The organism is Ornithinimicrobium jinqii (genome assembly GCF_045032595.1).
In the GTDB taxonomy this organism is placed as follows: domain Bacteria; phylum Actinomycetota; class Actinomycetes; order Actinomycetales; family Dermatophilaceae; genus Ornithinicoccus.
The window spans coordinates 1-1736 of sequence record NZ_JBJFZS010000045.1; the positions used below are offsets into that span (position 1 = coordinate 1).

Genomic DNA, 1736 nt, shown 5'->3' on the forward strand with positions numbered 1-1736 from the left:
GGGGGGGGGGGGGGGGGGGGTGAGGAACCGGCCGCCCCCTCCCTCCCCCCCCCCCCCCCCCCAGCGCCGTCGTCACCTCCTGATCCCCGTCCCGGCGGGCAGCCCGGTGGCGCGGCGACCCGCTGATGCACGTCGACATCGAGCACGCGCAGGGCAGGGTGACCTTCACTCTGCAGCCAGGCCCCGGGGAGGACGCCACCCGGCGCGTCGAGCTCGCCCGCCGCACGACCAGCTTCCTCGTCGACGTGCCGCCGGGGCAGGTGCACCCCGACCTCCTCGTCGTCTGCGCGCTGCTGTGCGCACGCCCGTGGGTGCGCCCGGCCACTCCCTTCTCCTGCGCCGTCCCGGCGAGCCGAGCACTGGCCGACGCGGTCCGCGCCGGGCCCCGCCTCACCCTGGCGCACGTCGTGGACGGCCCCGCGCGCGCTGTCCCCCCGGACGGCCGCCCCGGTCTGTGCTTCAGCGGGGGCACGGACAGCGTCGCGGCCCTGGTCCTGCTACCGGACACCACGCACAGCTACCACCTCTACCGACGAGCACCCGAGGGTGAGCGACGCTCCACCATGATGGACGGCCGGGCGGCTGTGCAGTCGTGCGACGTCCTGCGGCGGCGCGGTCGCGCGGTGACGGTCGTCCCCAGCGACGTCGAGTACCTACGACACCCCCTGGGCTTCCCGCACGACCTGACCACCGCTGTGCCGTTGCTGCTGCACGCCGACGTCCACCGCCTGGACGCCGTCGCCTGGGGCGCTCCCCTGGAGGCCACCTACCGGTTGCAGCGGGGACGCTTCCGTGACTACGCGGAGTCGCCGTTCGTCGCCGAGTGGGGACCGGTGTTCGCGGTGCTGGGCCTGCCGGTGTGCGTTCCGATCGCCGGGGTGTCCGAGGTCGTGACCAGCGCCATCGTCCACCGGCACCCGCTGGGGGAGGCGGCTCAGTCCTGCGTTCGCGGCTCCCGCCTCGGGCGCCCCTGCGGCCGGTGTCCGAAGTGCGCGCGCAAGACCCTCCTGACCTCCGCGGTCAGCGGCAGATGGCCGGCCGACCGCGCGCTCGAGCGGCAGTGGCGGGACACGGAGTCACGCCAGCACCTGCTCGACGAGCCCATGAAGGTCGAACCGGTGCTGGCCCACTGCGCGCACCGCTACCTCGCCGACGGTGGTGGCAGCACCCTCCTGCGGCTCGTCGCGGCGAAGTCCGGCCCAGACCCGCGGGACTGGCTCACCCGCTCCTACGAGCCCGCGCTTGACCTGCTTCCTCAGCACTACCGTTCGGGGATCGCCCAGCGGCTGCACCGGTTCGCCCACCCCATGACCGCCGAGGAGGAGGCGGTGGTGCGCGGCTACGACGTCACCGTCCCGGATGCCGGCCGGGCCGCCGCTCAGGACGAGCTTCGGCGCTGGATGGCCGCCCATCCGGCCCGGGACCTGCTGATGCGTGTCTGGCGCAGAGGGCGCCGCGAGCTGCGCCTCCTGCTCGGTCCGGCGCTGCGGGCCGACCTCCGTCTACCCGGTGATCCTGGTCACGACTGACTGCTGCGGGCAGGTGCGCCGCCCTGTCGTGCGACTGTGGCCGCGCTTCTCGGTGGACCAGGCGTGATCCTCCGGCGTGACGGTGGGCTATCCGGTTGCCTGGGCGTCGGCGTGCGGGGTTGGCGGGGCCAGCATCCCGTGCTGCATGCCCCACCTCACCGCCTGCGCCCGACGGTCGATGTCGAGCTTGCGGTAGGCAGAGCGGAT

1 protein-coding gene is annotated in these 1736 nt (G+C 74.5%); it reads left to right on the plus strand.

Annotated features, from left to right (window positions below; translation table 11 throughout):
- Window positions 1-125 precede the first annotated feature (125 nt).
- Window positions 126-1529, plus strand: coding sequence for a DUF6395 domain-containing protein (locus ACI3ET_RS15905; RefSeq protein WP_405034053.1), 1404 nt, complete (start codon window positions 126-128; stop codon window positions 1527-1529).
- The last annotated feature ends 207 nt before the right edge of the window (window positions 1530-1736 follow it).